The organism is Niastella sp. OAS944 (assembly GCA_024809215.1).
Lineage (GTDB): Bacteria > Bacteroidota > Bacteroidia > Chitinophagales > Chitinophagaceae > Niastella.
The window spans coordinates 103902-122204 of sequence record JANUBW010000012.1 but is presented as its reverse complement, the minus strand read 5'-3'; the positions used below and the strand labels follow the sequence as shown (position 1 = coordinate 122204).

At 42.8% G+C, this 18303-nt stretch carries 11 protein-coding genes; 8 read left to right on the top strand and 3 right to left on the bottom strand.

Annotation, left to right across the window (positions count from 1 at the left end):
* Positions 1-1323: 1323 nt before the first annotated feature.
* Both GGD38_RS33260 and GGD38_RS33255 read right to left on the bottom strand, forming a co-directional pair.
* Positions 1324-1593, bottom strand: a complete 270-nt coding sequence (locus tag GGD38_RS33260; RefSeq protein ID WP_375302419.1) for a hypothetical protein — start codon at positions 1591-1593, stop codon at positions 1324-1326.
* A 324-nt stretch (positions 1594-1917) separates the two neighbouring features.
* On the bottom strand, positions 1918-3558 hold the full coding sequence (locus GGD38_RS33255; RefSeq protein ID WP_375302418.1) for a murein L,D-transpeptidase: 1641 nt from the start codon (positions 3556-3558) through the stop codon (positions 1918-1920).
* A 343-nt stretch (positions 3559-3901) separates the two neighbouring features.
* Here GGD38_RS33255 and GGD38_RS33250 point away from each other — a divergent pair, with 343 nt between their 5' ends.
* The gene (locus GGD38_RS33250; RefSeq protein ID WP_375302417.1) at positions 3902-5743 is read left to right on the top strand and encodes a gamma-glutamyltransferase family protein; all 1842 of its coding nucleotides are present in this window, start codon (positions 3902-3904) and stop codon (positions 5741-5743) included.
* Positions 5744-6134: 391 nt separating this feature from the next.
* On the opposite strand, the gene GGD38_RS33245 is transcribed toward GGD38_RS33250, so the two are convergent.
* Positions 6135-6560: a TerB family tellurite resistance protein gene (locus tag GGD38_RS33245; RefSeq protein WP_375302416.1), complete on the bottom strand. Its 426-nt coding sequence runs from the start codon at positions 6558-6560 to the stop codon at positions 6135-6137.
* Positions 6561-6939: 379 nt separating this feature from the next.
* Here GGD38_RS33245 and GGD38_RS33240 point away from each other — a divergent pair, with 379 nt between their 5' ends.
* The 7 genes from GGD38_RS33240 (at position 6940) to GGD38_RS33210 (ending at position 18172) form a co-directional block, all read left to right on the top strand.
* Positions 6940-7557 (top strand): RNA polymerase sigma factor, encoded by a 618-nt coding sequence (locus GGD38_RS33240; protein WP_375302415.1) that lies wholly within the window; start codon positions 6940-6942, stop codon positions 7555-7557.
* Positions 7558-8133: 576 nt separating this feature from the next.
* Entirely contained in the window at positions 8134-8715 is a 582-nt protein-coding gene (locus GGD38_RS33235) for an RNA polymerase sigma factor (RefSeq protein ID WP_375302414.1), read from the top strand.
* Between the two features lie 59 nt (positions 8716-8774).
* Positions 8775-9902, top strand: a complete 1128-nt coding sequence (locus GGD38_RS33230; RefSeq protein ID WP_375302413.1) for a FecR family protein — start codon at positions 8775-8777, stop codon at positions 9900-9902.
* 385 nt (positions 9903-10287) lie between these two features.
* Positions 10288-13926 carry a SusC/RagA family TonB-linked outer membrane protein gene (locus GGD38_RS33225; RefSeq protein ID WP_375302412.1) on the top strand — a complete coding sequence of 1213 codons (3639 nt, stop codon included), beginning with the start codon at positions 10288-10290 and terminating at the stop codon, positions 13924-13926.
* 214 nt (positions 13927-14140) lie between these two features.
* Positions 14141-15592 (top strand): RagB/SusD family nutrient uptake outer membrane protein, encoded by a 1452-nt coding sequence (locus tag GGD38_RS33220; RefSeq protein WP_375302411.1) that lies wholly within the window; start codon positions 14141-14143, stop codon positions 15590-15592.
* 106 nt (positions 15593-15698) lie between these two features.
* Entirely contained in the window at positions 15699-16601 is a 903-nt protein-coding gene (locus GGD38_RS33215) for a putative zinc-binding metallopeptidase (protein ID WP_375302410.1), read from the top strand.
* Between the two features lie 245 nt (positions 16602-16846).
* A complete protein-coding gene (locus tag GGD38_RS33210) occupies positions 16847-18172 on the top strand; it encodes a DUF4302 domain-containing protein (protein WP_375302409.1) in 1326 nt (441 codons plus the stop codon).
* Positions 18173-18303 lie beyond the last annotated feature (131 nt).

Here is an 18303-nt window from a genome sequence, read left to right as displayed (position 1 = left end):
GGCAGAGGTATATTTAAAAGTGAAACAGTAAATGCTATGATAAGCTCAACTATAAATCCTTGTCAACCTGTCAACTTTTCAACTTGTCAACTATAGTAAATATACTACTTCAACCAAATCATTTATCATTTTACATAGTGCGCTGGGTATTAATAAGCAAGGCGCTATAAAAAATTGCACTGCTTCCTTTAACATATCATTACAAGTGGCATTATTTTGGATATAGAGTGGTCGACTAATTGTTACCTATGAAGAAGATTGGTGAGGCAACCTTTCTGATTGTAGCGGATGTTTTACATCGTGTTTCATTATCCATCCGTTTTTTACTTTACTGTAGCAGATCTATTGTTTTTGAAGAACAATCTTCTTTAAGAAGAACTATTACATAGTGTCTTCTGTAGTCACGCCTATTTTTTGTTTATCCCCTTTAGAAAGAATTCAACAGGTATTTCTTGTATTGCACAATCAATATTAAGCAGTATCACGGCACCTCTTTGTTTAATCCATACCCCTTATCTCGGGCGTAGCGGCCTGAAATGTCGGCAAACTGGCTTGCTACGCCCATTAAGTTAATTGTATTTAGTACAATAAACCTGATCCTTTTTTGGTACTACCCTTTAGCTACGAACATGAAAAAAGCAGGGAGTTTAACCTCTCTGCTTTTACTGTTTGGTTGTGCGCTGCTTCGATTAGTGTAAAGTATAATTCATTTATTTACTTAAAAAGCCATCAATGCCAATATAAATACATGAGGCTACGAAAGTTATTATCAAAAACACCACAAAGGTGATCAATGCTATATTTTCCGAATTTCTATACACGTCCTTATTTCCACTTATTCTAATATTAGTTGTTGCCGGTTTCATAGCTTAAAGTTTTATACTTACTATAATTAAAAAGCAATGCCACTGGCTGTGTGCTATTGAAATTCAGCTAATTAGAGAAAAGAAGTGTGGAACATAATTGTTAAAAGCGGGGAAAGAAAGGCACAATTAGATAATGGGCTAATGTGCTAATGGGCTAATGTGCTAATTCGATAATGGGATAATGTGATAATGCGTGCGGGATAATTATAGCGCCAATACACTGATCCTCTGGCCATTCAGTTTAGACCCCGTCGTTGCTCGCGATGCGTTACATTAGGCCGGCAACCCGGTAGCCAGAAAGTTATTAGGCCTTTATCGGCTCTTTCACCTTCATTAACCTTTCAACTCAAAGGCAATATACCGCCTTTAGCCCATCCCGACTGGGTCGGGAAGAGCAGGCTTGAGGGGAGAATAGGAATCCCGATATTCACCGGGACCCATGGAAATAGTTCTGTAATTACATACTACGCAACTCTTCCTCAATAAGATCATGGAAAGTGCTTTCTTTTTCCATCACCCAAGTAGGTAGTTGCTGGGGCAGTATTTTCCAGATGTCTGATTCTTTTTGCATGCGAAACAGGATCCTATTACCTCTGTCATCGCTTACATCAACTGTAAACAGGCCTTCATTAGAACCGCCCAATTTCCTGAAGTTAAACTCCTTCAACCTTCCATTCACTTTCACCAACTTGGTGAAGTGTATATTTTTCTTTACTTCAATTCGCATAGTCCAAAAATATGTAACAAGTGAAACACAAAGTTAATCGCAATTTGCGTGCTATAAATACAAAAAGATATGATTTAGTAAAAATTTATACGTGAAAAACCGCTTCCGGTCTGCATTTTACACGTTGCGTATAATTTTTTGATCATCCTCAGGTAATATATAGTCACAAATTTATTGTAAACATTTTTACACAAACCAGTGAACGTTTATTGTAGAACGCGCAACGCTCAACGCTTACACCTTCATAAAGAATGCATAAAGACCTAATTATTTCTATTTATACTTTATCCATGTTTTTACACAAAGTGGTATTCAGTTCCCCTTTTAATGAATAAACAATTGCGCCTTTACCTTTTTGTCGTGCCCATACACATCATCTCTGAAATTTAGTCTTCCTTCTTCATCAACCCAGGCGGTATAATAGGTAATAAATACTTCTGCTTTGTTTTTCAGCTTTACCACTTTTTGTTCCTTGGAGTTCATGGCCTCATCAATTTTTGCTACATCCCAGTCGGGATCGTTACGCAACAGGTATTCGGCCATCTTTTTCGCATCGGCCAGTCGTATACAGCCATGGCTGAACGCTCGTTTGTCTTTGCTAAATAAGCTCTTCGCCGGTGTATCGTGCAGGTAAATATCGAAGCTGTTGGGAAACAGGAACTTTACTTTACCCAATGCATTTTTATCTCCCGGTAATTGACGAATATCATTAATGCCATCACCATCTTTATCACCCTGGTCTTCCATATCGTTCTTCTCCAGGTAATGGGCATCTTTTTCAATTTCGGGCATTATTTCCTTAGTAACAATGTTGGGTGGTATATTCCAGTAAGGTGCAAATACGATCTGGTTCATGGTGCCGGTAAACTGCATGGTGCTGTGGCCTTCTTTTCCTACAACCACATTCATATCAAATTCCTTTTTACCATCCTGCAGCACATGCAACATGAATTCGGGAATATTTACCACTATAAGTGTGCCGTTGGGTTGCGAAGGCATCCAGCGCATACGGTCCAGGTTAATAAGTAATTGTTCAATACGGTCGCTAACCGGAACATTCATCGCAGCAATAAGGTCCTTACTCAATGTGCCGGTAGCCTTCATTCCAAATCGTTGTTGTATACTGGTTATGCCTTGTGCCAGCGTGTCATTAAAAACAGCCGATGTGTCGCCGGCAGGCATATCACCGGTTTTGGCCAGGTATTGCTTTATAAGCACTACCTGTGGCGCCGAAGCGCCTTTCTTTAATGGCTTTTGTAAGGTAGGTATGGTGGGCAAACCGCCTTGCTTATGTATATCGTAATATTTTTGAAGTTCACCCTTCAGTGCTTTGTACGCAACATTGATGTCTTCGAAATATTTATTGTCTTTATGCTTTTTGGTAAGTAATGAATCGGCCAGTTGAATGGGATCCGATTTTTTAAAGGGAACAAACCGCTCCAGCTCTTTCCGTTTTACATATCCTTTTTCAAAGTTCTTCGAGGCATAAGCAATGAGGCTTTGGGTAAGCCGCCATTCGGTTTGCTTTACATCTTTATCTTCAGCGTTTACGGTAAAACTGTCTTCGCTCAGCAAACGGTTCATTCGTTTTTCGAGCTGTTTATTTTTTAGCGTGGTATCGCCCGAATAAGTGAGGTAATGATCGAACAGGTTCCAAAAGGCCTGTGCCTCCTCAGTAAATCCATCGCTGGTAAACCAGGCAAACTGGTAGTTACGGGCATTATAAAAACTTATTATGCGGTTGCCAATGCTATCGGGCACATTGTTGTTGGCTAAATAATTACCCAGCGAAACACTGTCGAAGAACAGGTCCGAGTAAGAGTTGGTTTTTGAAATACTGTTGTCGCGCGTTGAAATATTCCTTTTTTGGGTAGAATCGCCGCCTACTTCGCTTTCACCTTCCTCATTATTTAAACAACCTGCCAGCAGTACGGCCCCCAGCAATAGATACATGATGTGTTTCATGATGTTAGCTAATGAAAATCTATACCATAATTCAAGAAGCTCGATATCAATGATTTAGGCTAAGATTTGAACTTCCCGGCTGTGGATTTCTTTCTACACCAATAATTCATTGACCTCTCTTCCTTCTCTAAGCTTATCTAAGCCACCTCTGTTCCTATGTTTATAAATCGTTATACATACATGATTTCTCCATTCATCCTCCATTATATAATGGAAGATGAATGGAGGATGAATGGCCAATGAACGGAAAAAGTATGTAAAACCGGACATGCCATCGACATACCATAAACATGGAACATAGAACAATGAACTGAGTTATCTTTAGTTATCAAAACACATCACAATGAGAAGATTCTTCGCACTGCTTTCTATTGCCGTGTGCTATTTGCACTATGCACAGGCGCAACAGACCCAAAAACCACCCCTGCATGGTAAAAACTGGATGGCCATTACCGGTAAGCCCCTGGCTGCCACGGCCGGCGCCGCCATTTTTCAAAAAGGTGGCAATGCGGTTGATGCGGCCTGCGCCATGATTGCGGCCACCTGCACTATGTGGGATGTGCTTAGCTGGGGCGGCGAAACCCAGGCCCTTATTTATAATCCGCATACGAAAAAAGTAATTGGCATTGATGCCCTGGGTGTGGCGCCAACGGGTGCAACCGCCGCCTTCTTTAAAAATAAAGGCATGCATTACCCGCCCGAGTATGGTCCGTTGTCGGCGGTAACGCCCGGCACGCCCGGTGGCATTTGCACTATGTTGGCCGAATACGGCACCATGAGTTTGAAAGATGTGTTTACCCCGGCCATGCAACTGGCAGCCGGTTACCCTATTGAAGCACAAACGGCCAATGCTATGGAACGTGGCAAAGCGCAAATAAAGCAATGGCCTTATTCAAAAGCTGTTTTCTTACCCCATGCAGGGCAGGAACGGGAAGCGCCGGAAGCGGGTGAGATCTTTAAACAAAATGACCTGCTGGAAACGCTGCGTAAAATGGTGGAGGCCGAACAACAGGCTTTGAAAAAAGGGAAGAACCGTAAAGAAGCCATTTATGCTGCAAACGCCCGTTTTTATACGGGTGATATAGCTAAGGAATTTGTACGCGGTTGTAAAGAGCAGGGCGGATTGATTACTGAAGAAGACCTGGCAAAATGGAAACCGCTGATTGAAGAACCCGTGAGTGTGAATTATAAAGGCATTGAAGTATATAAACTCACCCAATGGACGCAGGGGCCAGCCATGTTGCAGGCGCTGAACATACTGGAGAATTTCGATCTGAAGAATATGGGTTATAATTCTGCACGATACATACATACCGTAACTCAGGCCATGCAATTGTCGTTTGCCGACCGCGATTTTTATTATGGCGATCCTTACTTTGCGCCACAGGAGCCATTGAAGGGATTACTGTCTAAAGAATACGCAAAGGAGCGGGCAAAGTTGATTAACCCCGCTAAAAACTTAACCCCCGCTTTACCGGGCGATCCTTATCCGTTTGAAGGGAAAGAGAACCCATTCACCCAATACTTACAGCGCTGGAGCAACAGCAATCCGCTGGCATCTTCGCCGGTTGACGAAAAATACCTGGAGCAACTGTGGCGTGGCACTACATCGGTAGAGGCGGCCGATTCGGCCGGCTGGGTTGTAAGTGTAACACCAAGCGGTGGCTGGCTGCCTGCCTGTATTGCCGGCAAAACCGGTGTAGGTATGAGCCAGCGTATGCAAAGTTTTGTGCTCGATTCGGTTTTCAACCCATTTAATGTGGTGGAACCGGGTAAACGGCCCCGGGTAACGCTAACCCCCACACTTGCGCTAAAAGATGGTAAACCGTTTTTGTCGTTTGCAGTTCAGGGTGGTGATACCCAGGACCAAAACCTGTTGCAGTTCTTTTTAAATGTTACCGAGTTTGGTATGACGGTACAGGAAGCAGTGGAAGCCGCCAATGTAAATACGTATCAGTTGTATTTATCATTGGGTGGGGAAGACCGTAAGCCCAAACCGGGTTCAATTTTAATAAATAGCAACACGCCCGATTATGTTCGCCGCGAACTAATAAAGATGGGTTATAAGCTAAGTGTTGAAGATCGTACATCCGGCCCGGTTAATGCCATTTACTTCGATAGTAAACATGGAACATTCTGGGGCGGCTCAAGCAATCATGGTGAAGATTATGGGGTGGGGTGGTAGTAAATTCGTGGAAAATATACTACAGATCATTGTGTTACATATGTTAATTGGCCTTATAACGCGTGGCACAATTTTGTTAATATTATTAACAAAGAAGCAAATTATGGGATGCGTTGGAAAACGTGAGAATGACTACAAAATGGATGTTTGAAAAGAAGTCAATTCGAAAATAACGCATGGAAGAATAGAGATGTGGTAGCACGCCGGGTGTCTTGATAGACATCCGGCTTTTTTTGCCCCAGCCGCACCCCTAAAAGGGGAGAAAAGTTGAAAGGTTGAAATAACTGCAACTGCAAACCGAATACTGTATTGCCATTGTCAACCATATCAACATTTCAACTTTTCAACTCTAACTAGTTAACTCGTCTACTTGTCAACTCGTCAACTGGCGCTAAAACTCCTTATCAACAGTCACAATCTTTCTTTGGATCATAAGTCTCTGAATCAAATCTTTCTCAGTATCCCCAATATTCAACAACCTGGCAATACGGGTAAGCAAAGCATCTTCTTCAAAACTAACTTCGCCATCGGCGGTGCACAGTTCTACACACCAACTGAATAATGCCAAAGGCTGTAGAGGTTTAATGATGCCGATCAAGTATTGCAGATAAATATCTTCATCGGTAATGGTATTGACGTACGATTTGTACTTTTGCATTTCATCTTTGAAGTTGAGCTTTTTGTGCAGGTTTATAGACACAAGTTTATCGGAGATGGTATCGAGCTCAGTTTCCTTAAATGAACCATCTTTCATGCAGCAATGATAAAACAGGTGACATACTCCCTCTTCGGGGGCTTTAAGCAAACCAGTATACATATTATTGATCTTTTTGTTTAATATTCAACTATGGTGCCATTGAAGGTGTAGGGGGCCGGTTTCCAGTTACAGGTTGCCGGCAATACAACCCCAATAGCGAGTTCGCAAAAAGGGCCTGGAAACAGGTAACCGGCAACTGGTAACACTATCTTTGAAAAATGCAGCATCGATTATAAGCTCCCTGTAACCTGCAACCTGTAACCTGCAACTTTATAAAGAAATTTACGATTTTTAAGGTGAAATTTCTTTTAGGAATATATCAAAGTGCTATATTTATACCTACTCCTCATCCCAACCTTATCCGTCTGATTGTAATTACTGCGAACTCATCTATCTACGAAGCTTTATCCGGTTATAAAAAGTATTTCAATCACCAATTATGCCCATGACCCTATCTCCCCGTAACCGAAGCATCGTTGACGAATTTCAACGTGGCCACTATGCTATTGTAAAAGAATTATACGATGAGTATTATGCCTCCCTGGTTGATTTTGGTTCACAGTTAATAAATAATTCGTCCGAAGCGCACCATATTGCCCAGGAAACATTTGTGAAGCTTTTCCAAATGCGCGACCGGTTCAATAAACTGCCCGACATCAAGGCTTTCCTGTACATAACGGTACGGAACATTTGCTTTGCCTTTATAAAATCTGAAAATGCAAATTTCCCGGGGCCCCAGGTTACCTGGTTTGAACAGGATGTTAAAACAACCATTAGAAATGAAGACGGCGCTGAACGCGAAAAAGCGCTTCAGCAAATGGCGGCCATTGTAAAAGAATTACCCCAACCGGAGCAAACTGTTTTCAACTCGCTTTTTTACGAACGCCTCACCATACCCGCAACGGCAGAACAACTGAAACTTACGCCGGTAACGGTTACCCAATACCGAATAAACGCCATTAGAACAATGCGTGAAAAGCTGGTAGCAGCCAATTTATTTTCCGTACCGCTCTTTATTTATTTCATTGCGGTTTTTTGCGGCGAACAAAATTCCTAGTACTATATAAATATTATAATAGACGGTCTTCAATAAAAAGAGGACCGGCTTTTTATTTTCCAGCCTGTTAAAAACAATGATATTCAGCAAGTATGAAATAAACACTAATGGGTGAACGCTTTGAAATGCCCACCGGTATTAGCTTACAGCCGTGCTAAAAAATATGCTAACCTTACTTTTTAGCATAAACGTTTGTAAGTTTCAAAACTTTTTCCTTACATTAGGCATCCAATCCGCTGTTAAATAATCCAGTACAAGAAAGAAAACCTGAATGAATGTGACAATTTGATAATTCGGTAATTTGATAATTCTTCAAAGGACGAACAGTTCATCTAAAAGCTGTATTTCATTATCACATTAGCACATTAGCTAATTATCGCATTAGCAATTCGTACCGGTTAATTGCCTTCTATTGCTTGTTAGTATACCAAACGGAATGCACGAATTATAGCAACTCATTTCCGCGCCCGTCTTAATAACGTGTGCACCTGCTTAATGGCAGATGCCGAACATTTATGTACCTGGTTAACAGCCGGTGCGTAAAGCTTAACTATTAATGGCCTAAACTAAAAACGAATGGGTGCTGAAACAGACCATATCCTACTGCAACTGCTTAAAACCTCGGACCCACAAGGGTTTAAAACGTTATTCCAGCGCTACTACAAATCGCTGTGCATACAGGCCTATCTGCTGCTGCAAGATGAAGGCGAAGCCGAAGACCTGGTGCAGGATGTTTTTGTAAAATTCTGGCAGGAACGAAAATTCGAGATCATACAACAGTCGCTGGGATCTTACCTCACTACCATGGTAAAGCATGCTGCTTTAAATTTATTAAAGCATAAGAGCAGGCTTAACCGAAAAGAAATGTCTTACCAGGAGCGTATAGACATAATTGAAAATACCCACGTAATGGAAATTCAGGAAACAGCCCAAATGGTACAAAGTGTTATTGCCCAGTTGCCTGAGCAATGCAAACGTATCTTTGAACTGGTTTGCGTGGAAGGCAAGAAGTACCAGGATGCTGCCGTTATAGCCGGTGTTTCCGTTAATACCGTTAAAACGCAGCTCCGGCGCGCATTTGCAAAACTTCGTGAAAGTCTGCGCGACTATTATTATTTTACCGGCTTGTCACCCGTTTTATATATTTTATTGTCTTAATATATTTAGCACCCCCTGATGTTTGATTTAGCATACTTGCCATGAACAATTATATTGATATGAATGATGTCGAGCAACTCATAATAGATAAGCTGACGGGCCAAATTGGTGAGGAAGATGATTTACGGCTTTCAGATCTCATCGCCCGGCACCAGGAGGTAGAACAATTATGGCAGCAGATGCAGCAGGTGCATGCTATGCGTAAAGCAATAAGCTTCGATCAGGCATTTAATTTAGATGATGCGTGGTTGGCTTTACAACAAAAAGTAAATATTCCCGAACGGGTGCCTGAACCTGTTACCGATACTGTGGCCATGCCTGAACGCAAAGCAAATACCCGCTGGCTTCGCTATGCAATAGCGGCTACTGCTACAGGTATTATAATTATCTCCGTGTTTTTCTTCAGTGGTATTTTCGGTTCAAAAGAAACAGATGAAAAGGGCATTCAAATAAAACTGGCCAATGGCAGTGTTGTACATGCCTCTGCGCAGGATTCACTGGCCAACTGGATGCAAAATGCCCGTAACGCCAAAGTTGATCCCGGTGCATGGAACACACTGGTGGTGCCTGCGGGTGAAAGTTATTCATTTCAATTGGGCGATGGCAGTAAGGTTTGGATGAACTCGGTTTCGGAACTGCGGTTCCCGTTGTTGTTCACGCAACCCGATCGTATTGTAGAATTAAAAGGAGAAGCCTTTTTTAATGTAGCGCATCAGGCCAGTCAGCCATTTAAAGTTCAGGTGAATGGTTTAACGGTAAAAGCGTTGGGAACAGAATTCAATATCAAATCATATAATGGGGAGTCAACCTATATTTCGCTGGTAAACGGTTCGGTATCTGTTGAGAACGCCAAAGGCGAAAGCATTATATTACAGCCCGGCGAAGCGGTGGTAGTTGATAATAGTGAGAGCCCGTTGATAAAAGAAACTTTCGATGAAACCTTTGTATTGGGCTGGCTGCAAGGCATGTATTATTTCAGAAATGAAAAGCTGCAGCAGATAGCCGTGGTTGCCGAACGATGGTTCAATATAAACGTACAAATAAAAGATCCTTCTCTGCCCGGGCTGCATTTCTCCGGCGCCCTCGATCGCAATAAATCAGTAAATGCTTTCTTCAATAATCTTGCTTCCTCCGGCGACATTCTATATAAGAATGAGAATGGTACTGTAATTATCTCCCGTAATTAAAGGAACCTTAGCACGGTTAGCCAGTGGTCGCCGGTTCCCTGTTTCCGGTTACCGGCCCTTTAATGCATTACTCAAAACTATTTTCCCACCTCTTGCTGTTCCTGGTTTTTGTATTACCCGGTAACTGGTACCCGGCAACTGGTAACAGTTTCTTAGTTAAAGGAGCTTCGCATTTAATATACAGTTACCTATAACCGTAAATTAATGTAATTAGCTATAACCGTATTTTCCGCACTTATTTCAAATTGAAATACAAAAAATAAAAATTAGTTAATAGCTGTCACCCGTTTTAAAAGAATACTTGTCTTAATAGTATAACAGTTATACAAAAACTAATTGTATTATGAGATTACCCTCCGGACGTTGTTCCCGCAATATCCGGGTAATGAAATTGTTTTGGATATCCCTAAGCATTGTGGTTATTCTATCAACATTACCCTCTGTCGTATTGGCTGCCGATCCTATACAGGAATTTAAAATTACCATACAGGCTAAGCGTGCGGCGTTTAGTGAAGTGTTCAGCGAAATACGCCGCCAAACAGGTTTTGTGGTCTTTTACAGTAATGATATTTTTAATGATAAAGAAAAAGTAAGTGTAAATTTTGTTGATGCAGGTTTAGATGACGTGATGAAGAACTTACTCCGCGGCCGTTCGCTTGGTTATAAAATAGCAGAGAACTTTATAATTATTATAAGGTCCATAGATAAAAAGAAAGAAGGCAAGGCCGTTATAATAAATCCACTACAAGGCGCCAGTATAGATACAATACCCGCGTATAAATTAAAAGGAAAAGTGACCGGCAAAGAGGAGGATGCCCCGCTTGGACAGGTTTCAGTGGAGAACCTCGGCGACCATAAAGGCGTATTCACCAACGGCAAGGGCGAGTTTTTGATCAATGCGCAACCGGGTGATAGCATCCGGTTTTCGTACGTGGGAAAAGCGTCACGCGTGGTCCTCTACAAAGGACAATCGTTTCTTAGCGTTGAACTCATTAACGAAGAAGAACGTGTATTGTCTGAAGTGATTGTTACCGGTTTTCAAAATATAGATAAGAACAAGTTTGCCGGTGCTGCTACCCGGTTAAAAGCCGATGAAATAAAACTACAGGGAGTGGCCGATGTAAGCCGCATGCTGGAAGGCCGCGCTGCCGGTGTTTCCATTCAAAACGTTTCGGGCACCTTTGGTACGGCGCCCAAAATAAGAGTGCGCGGCGCCACTTCTATCAATGGTGATAATAAACCCCTGTGGGTGGTTGATGGTGTAGTGCTGGAAGATATTGTGAACATATCAAACGATCAGTTATCGAGCGGCGACCCTACTACCTTGTTGGGTTCTGCTGTAGCGGGTTTGAACGCTAATGATATCGAGAGCTTTGATATCTTAAAAGATGCATCGGCAACCGCTTTATACGGCGCCAGGGCCATGAATGGGGTAGTGGTTATCACTACCAAAAGAGGAAAGGCCGGCCGCTTCTCGGTTAATTATACCGGTAATTACAGCACGCAGTTCAAACCGGTGTACAACGATTTCAACATCATGAACTCGGCCGAACAAATGTCGGTACTTGCAGAGCTGGAAAGAAAAGGAATACTTAGTCCAAATATACTCGATGGCGCCAATTATGGGGTGTACGGTAAAATGTACGACCTCATGAACGGCGTAAATGGCAATTTCTCATTGGAGAACACACCCGAAGCGCGAAAGGCTTTTTTAACGCGTTATGCCATGGCCAATACCGATTGGTTCGATGTATTGTTCCGTAATAATTTTGTACAGGAGCACTCGCTCAGCATTTCTACCGGAACTGAAAAATCGCAATCTTATTTCTCAACCAGCTATTATGGCGATAATGGCTGGACGATTGCCGACAAGGTAAACCGCTATACACTTAACTATCGCAATAACTATAAGTTCAATGAACGCTTATCGGCCGGGTTTGCTACTGTAGGTTCAGTACGTCAGCAGAAAGCGCCGGGCGCCCTGGCGCGCAACAGCAATCCGGTGGAAGGAAAGTTTGATCGTGATTTTGATATCAATCCCTTCAGTTATGCATTAAATACCAGCAGAACAATTACGCCTTATGATGAAGCGGGCAACCTGGAGAATTTCAGAATGAACTTTGCGCCGTTCAATATCATCAGCGAGCTGAAAAACAATTACCTCGATCTGAATATGATCGATCTGCGGCTGCAGGGCGATGTATCGTATAAGATCTTAAAAGACCTGAAGTATGAATTTGTAGGTGCCGTTAGGTATGTAAAGTCATCACGTGAGCACCAGATCACCGAACATGCAAATATGGCGGAAGCATACAGGGCAGCGGGTAATTCAACCGTAAGACGAAATAATAAATTTCTTTACCGTAATCCGGATGATCCGGAGGCGCAGCCCGAAGTGGTATTGCCGTATGGTGGTTTTTATAACCGTACCGAAGATATGTTGCTGAACTACGACTTTCGCAACAGCTTAACCTGGTCGAAGATCATAAAGGAAAAACATAGTATTAACATTCTTGGTGGTCAACAGGTAAAATATGCCGACAGGCAACGTTTCTCCAATACCGGCTATGGTTATCAATACGACAATGGCGGTACTGCCTTTGTTGATTATCGTATTTTAAAACAAACTATTGAGAATAATTTCCCTTACTATGGCATGAGCAGGGATTACGATCGTTTTGTGGCCCTGTATGCTTCGGGAAACTATTCATACAACCTAAAATACAATTTTAGCAGCACCATTCGCTATGATGGTTCAAACAGGCTGGGACAATCGAAAAAGGCGCGCTGGCTGCCAACATGGAGCGTAGCCGGTAGTTGGAACGTAGAGCAGGAAGCATTTATGCAGGACGTGCGCTGGGCCGATTATCTTACCCTGCGCGCCAGTTACGGCCTTACCGCCAGTATGGGACCTGCTACCAACTCAAGCATTGTTCTGAAGAATATCAATTCACGCAGGCCTTTTCTATCGGAAGTAGAGTCGGTGATACAACTGGCTAACCTCGAGAATAGCGATCTTACCTGGGAAAAATTATATACCACAAACCTTGGCTTGGATGCCGGTTTCTTTAAACGCCGGCTTACGATGAGCCTGGATGTTTATCAACGCCGCAGCTTTGACCTTATCAGCAAGATCAAAACTTCAGGTATTGGCGGCGAAACGCCTAAAGCGGCCAATTATGCCGATATGGAATCAAAAGGAATGGAATTACTGGTGGGCGGTGAAGTAATAAAACATAAAGACTGGGGCTGGAAGGTAAATGCAACCTTTGGTTATAATACCACCGAAATAACCAATGCAAAAAACAATCCGCTCATTTTTGACCTTGTAATTGCTGAAGGCGGTAACAGACAGGGCTACCCGGTGCGTAGTTTGTTCTCGCTCGATTATAAAGGCCTCGATCATAAAACCGGTAAACCCACTTTTGTTGATCAAACCGGTAAAAGCAGCTCTGATGTGTATTTGCAGGATGATAATATAAGTTACCTCCATTTTCAGGGGCCGGTTGATCCTACCATTACAGGCGGTTTCTCCAATACATTCCGGTATAAGGACCTGTCACTAAATGTTTTTGTTACCTACCAGGCCGGCAATACCATCCGGTTGTATCCGGCCTTTAATACAAGCTATTCCGATATGAATGCCATGCCCAAAGAATTTGCCGATCGTTGGATAACACCGGGCGATGAACAATATACCAATGTGCCTTCTATACTCGATGCGTTTACACGTGCGCAGTTAGGCGGCGCCTATCCATACAATAATTACAACTATTCAACCCAGCGCGTAGCCAAAGGTGATATGGTTCGGTTGAAATCAGTATCGCTTACCTGGCAGGTGCAAAACAGCTTAATAAAAAAGACAGGCATCAACAACCTGGTGATCTCCGCAGCAGCGGTAAACCCCTGGCTTATTTATTCCGATGATAAACTGAAAGGGCAGGACCCGGAGTTTTTTAACTCGGGCGGTGTTGCCCAGCCGATACAGAAACAAGTGACATTGTCGGTTAAAGTGGGAATTTAATCGTGAAACGTAAAACGTGAAACGGCAAACGCCCAATTGCGAGGTTGGCGTTTGATCGGCGATCAGCAAGAATTTTCGGGCGCCGCAAGGTCGAAAGTGAATCTCGGAATTGGCGAGTCCTTTCACGTTTGCCGTTTCACGTTTTACGACTCGCGAGGCGATTCACGAAACGGCAACCGAAACAAATAACCTGAAACCTGTAACAAATTGTGACATGAGAAAGTTATTGCAAATCTTATTCTGTTACACGCTGTTGATAACAACAGTTAGTTGTAAGAAATTTTTGGAACAACCACCCGATAACCGGGCCGTGTTGAACTCCCCCGAGAAAGTATCGCAGTTATTAGGCACTGCATATCCCCAGGCCAATTATATGGCTTTTTGTGAATCTATTTCAGATAATGTGGCCGATAAAGGTATTGGCCAGCTCGATCGCACTAATATTGATCCCTTTAATTTCAAAGACGTGGCCAATAACCAGGAAGATTCGCCTGAGTTTTATTGGAACGCCTGTTATAAAGCCATTGCTGCCGCCAACCAGGCGCTGGCGGTATGTGAAAAAGAACCGGAAAAATATGCGGCACAAAAAGGAGAGGCGCTGGTATGCCGTGCTTATGCGCACTTTATGCTGGTTACCTTTTTCTCAAAAGTATATGATGCAAACACTGCCGGCAGTGATGCCGGTATACCATATGTATTAAAACCCGAAAAGGTGGTGTTTGAGCAGTATGAAAGAAAAACGGTGCAGTATGTATATGACATGATAGAGAAAGACCTGCTGGAAGGTATGGAATTGATCGATGACAAAACCTATGGTGTTCCCCGCTATCATTTTACAAAAGCGGCCGCTTATGCCTTTGCTTCACGGTTCTATTTGTTCAAAAGAAAGTACGACGAGGTAGTGAAGTATGCCTCAAAAGTATTCCCTAATAACAATGTTGTTTCTATACTTCGTCCATGGAATACCGAATACCGCATTCTTACCTATAATGAATTATGGAGCCGGTATGCAAAGGCTACAGAACCTGCTAATTTATTGTTAGTAGAAACAAAATCGATCTGGGCACGGAACTACATCGGGGTGCGGTATGGACTGGATGCTTCGAAAGCAAATGAAATACTGCTGGCGCCCAATGTAACCGGCGGTACCCGCATTTTCAGATACCAGTTATACACCGGCGGAACCAATAACTATTTTATTCCTAAAGTGAATGAATACTTCGTTCGTGAATCGGTGAATGCCGAAATAGGTGATGCTTATGTGATGGTGCCATTGTTCACTACCGAAGAAGCGTTGTTCAACAGGGCCGAGGCAAACGTGTACCTGAATAATATCAATGATGTTGTAGCTGACTTAAACGCTTACGCCAGCACCCGCATTTACAATTACAGTGCTTCTACTCATAATATTACTGCCAGTAAAATAAGATCATTTTATCGTACAAGCGATGCCCAGGCAGGGGCGCTGGCTGCGGTAATGGATTTTAAACGCGCCGAGTTTGTACAGGAAGGTATGCGCTGGTTCGATCTGTTACGGTATAAATTACCGGTTGTTCATGAAACAGTAGATGGGCCAAAGCTTACCCTGAAAGCCGATGATCCCATGCGGGTGTTTCAGATCCCCGATGTGGCAAAACAGGCGGGTATAGCACAAAACCCCAGGTAAATGAGAAATGAAAAATGAAAAATGAGAAATGAAAAAGTGAATACAGGTAGGTTAGAACAAGGATAACCACAAACAACAAACCATAAACCACAAACTGCTAAATAAAATGCGGATCATTGTAGCATATCTATTAGTAATCTTATTAGGCGTCAGCTGCAAAAAAAGTGAGGACCTGGGCAGTGTTGATGATATCCCTGGCCTGGGTGGCGATGGCTGGAAAAAAGGCCCCATCGATAACTGGATCTATTCCAACTTAACCAAACCCTTCAACATATCAGTAAAGTATAAGTGGGACCAGTTTGAACTGGAATTGAACAAGAACCTGGTGCCGCCGCGCGAAGAAAAGATAGTGCCTGTAATGGAAGCGGTGAAAAAGGTTTGGATAGATACCTATATCGCCGAAGCCGGTGAGGTATTTATGAAAACGTATTGTCCGAAGTTCTTTGTGTTGTGCGGTAGCGCCAGCTGGAATACCGATGGTACCATTACGCTGGGTACTGCCGAAGGCGGTCGTAAGATCGTATTGTATGTGTTGAATGATTTCAGAACGAAAGTGATGCCCGATTATCAACCTTCCGATTCAATGGGCATCAAACAAATGTTCCATACCATTGAGCATGAGTTTGGTCATATTCTTCACCAGAACGTATTATACCCTGACGATTATAAAAGGATCACGCCTGGTTTTTACACCGCCAACTGGAATAATGTGTCTGACAACGCTGCCCGGCGGGATGGTTTTGTAACGGCTTATGCTATGTCGGCTCCCGATGAAGATTTTGTAGAAATGATCTCTATGATGCTAACAGAAGGGAGAGCCGGTTTCGATAAGATCGTGAATTCCATTCCGGCCGGTTCCAGTCAAAACGGAATTACCCAGGCCGATGCCAAAGCAAAACTGCGTAAAAAAGAAGCAATGGTAGTGGCGTATTATAAAGATGTGTGGGGAATGGATTTCTATCGATTGCAAACGAGGGTTCGCAAAGCGGTTGATGATCTTATAAAATGAAAAAGATGAATAACGCTTTAAAAATACATATCATTTGTTGGTGTTTCCTCTTTCTGATAGTGTTCATTAAAAGGCGAAGGGAGAGAAGGGGAAGTTAGTTGATGAGTTAACAAGTTGACGAGGAGTTGAAAAGTTAATAGAGTTGATAAAGTTGATACAGGTAAAGAATATTGAGCCTTAAAATGATGCCCCTCCCCCTACCGGCCTGTTTCACGTTTGCCGTTTCACGATTAAGTAAAATGATTATGAAAAAGATACTATACACACTTATTCTATTCACAACAGTTGTTTCATGTAACAAAGAAAAAGCCGCCTTCAATAAAGATGTAGACGATCGCATCAATGAACAGCTGGGAAATTATGAGTCTATAATAACGGGTTCTGCCAATGGCTGGACGGCCACATTGGTAACCAAGCTGGGCAATACCTATAGCTTTTATTTCCGCTTCAATGAAAGCAATCGCGTGTTCATGAATTGCGATTTTGATACTACCACTGCAGGCGTACAAAAGGAGAGCAGCTTTCGGTTGAAATCGTTACAACAGCCCTGTCTTATTTTTGATACCTATTCCTACATCCATATGCTGGCCGACCCTGATGCAAGTGTGAATGGCGGCTATTATGGCGGTGGCCTGATCTCTGATTTTGAATTTTCAATAGATACCTGTACCGTAGACAGCATTTTGCTCACCGGACGCTTTAACGGCAGCAAAGCCATTATGCGTAAGGCTACTGTGCAAGACCGGGCCGCCTGGGAAAATAAACAGGTGCGTAATAATATGACCGGACTGGCAAACCTGGGAAAGATCCTGAACTATTTTAAACGCCTCACTTATAACGGTACAGAATATGAGATACAGATCAATACAATATTTAAAACGGCAGTCATTACCTGGAAAGATGCTTCCGGAACAGTACATACGGTTACCACACCTTATTATTTTTCACCTGCGGGTATTCAATTCACTATTCCCGTGGTTAACGGAAGCACAACCATTACCGGTTTTACCATCACCGGTTTTAATTCCACAACCAATACCATACAGGTAAAAGTAAATAATACCGATGCTACAATTGCCGGCGCCATCAAACCAATAAATCCCGATGTACAGGCTGCACGCCAGTGGTGGAACTGGGGCGCAGCTGCACAAAGCTATTGGATCTCTGTGGATGGTTTTCACGTAAACGGCGTTGATGACGCATTTGACGTACACTCGTTGCGCACCGATACATCGAGCTATTATTACTTTACTTACTGGCCGGGTATACAACCTTCATCCGGTTCATCGTTCGATGCATTGGTACCCTTCTATTATATACCAGCCATTAATGACATTGATTTTCATTATGGCACTGCTGCAAAACCTGCTTTTCAATCAGACGGCCGGGTTGTCTTTAGTTCATTGGGCGACCTCACCGTAGGCCCGTACCCAACTACAGGACCCGCTTTTAAAACAAAAGACCTATTGTACAGCACAACCAGCGGCTGGTGGTTTGTTCAAACCGGCGAAACCAGTTACGATATGGTAAGTGCTAAAGACGCCAAGGCGTGGATTAGTTGGCGGAATTAATACAAGGTCGCTATAGAAACATATTGTTTTCTATGTAAAACCATTCGCTGATTCGGCCCTGTGAATACGGCAATCGCGAAACGTAAAACGGCAAACGTGAAACGTGAAAAAAGGCGCTCAATTTCGAGACT

Excerpts from the sequence above, each read along its gene's own strand:
- GGD38_RS33215 (WP_375302410.1), top strand. The coding sequence starts at position 15,699 with ATGCGGATCATTGTAGCATATCTATTAGTAATCTTATTAGGCGTCAGC.
- GGD38_RS33220 (WP_375302411.1), top strand. The coding sequence starts at position 14,141 with ATGAGAAAGTTATTGCAAATCTTATTCTGTTACACGCTGTTGATAACA.
- GGD38_RS33230 (WP_375302413.1), top strand. The coding sequence starts at position 8,775 with ATGAATGATGTCGAGCAACTCATAATAGATAAGCTGACGGGCCAAATT.
- GGD38_RS33240 (WP_375302415.1), top strand. The coding sequence starts at position 6,940 with ATGCCCATGACCCTATCTCCCCGTAACCGAAGCATCGTTGACGAATTT.
- GGD38_RS33210 (WP_375302409.1), top strand. The coding sequence starts at position 16,847 with ATGAAAAAGATACTATACACACTTATTCTATTCACAACAGTTGTTTCA.
- GGD38_RS33250 (WP_375302417.1), top strand. The coding sequence starts at position 3,902 with ATGAGAAGATTCTTCGCACTGCTTTCTATTGCCGTGTGCTATTTGCAC.
- GGD38_RS33255 (WP_375302418.1), bottom strand. The coding sequence starts at position 3,558 with ATGAAACACATCATGTATCTATTGCTGGGGGCCGTACTGCTGGCAGGT.
- GGD38_RS33235 (WP_375302414.1), top strand. The coding sequence starts at position 8,134 with ATGGGTGCTGAAACAGACCATATCCTACTGCAACTGCTTAAAACCTCG.
- GGD38_RS33225 (WP_375302412.1), top strand. The coding sequence starts at position 10,288 with ATGAAATTGTTTTGGATATCCCTAAGCATTGTGGTTATTCTATCAACA.
- GGD38_RS33245 (WP_375302416.1), bottom strand. The coding sequence starts at position 6,560 with ATGTATACTGGTTTGCTTAAAGCCCCCGAAGAGGGAGTATGTCACCTG.
- GGD38_RS33260 (WP_375302419.1), bottom strand. The coding sequence starts at position 1,593 with ATGCGAATTGAAGTAAAGAAAAATATACACTTCACCAAGTTGGTGAAA.